Source organism: Mesorhizobium sp. M1A.T.Ca.IN.004.03.1.1, from assembly GCF_003997555.1.
GTDB lineage: Bacteria > Pseudomonadota > Alphaproteobacteria > Rhizobiales > Rhizobiaceae > Mesorhizobium.
Map to the genome: position 1 here is coordinate 1 of NZ_RZTV01001090.1, position 235 is coordinate 235.

Genomic DNA, 235 nt, shown 5'->3' on the forward strand with positions numbered 1-235 from the left:
CTAATTTTGTCACTAAAAATTTCTTACCCGAACTTTCAGTGCCGGCCTGTTCAGCATCGCTGTCCACAGACACGATGGTTTGCACGCAAGTTTTCGGAACTATTATGACCACATCGCCACTTGTATCTTCGTGTGTTACAACAGACTGAGGTGTTTGAACTTCACTGGGGAGGAGAAAACACAAGGGATTTCGATTTTTTTTGGTTCCGGTGCCTTTCTCGGAGGCATCAGGTTT

At 45.1% G+C, this 235-nt stretch carries 1 protein-coding gene; it reads right to left on the reverse strand.

Translation table 11 applies throughout. The features are described from left to right. A partial coding sequence (locus EOD29_RS36905) for a hypothetical protein (RefSeq protein WP_206520629.1) occupies window positions 1-235 on the reverse strand: 235 nt, incomplete at both ends.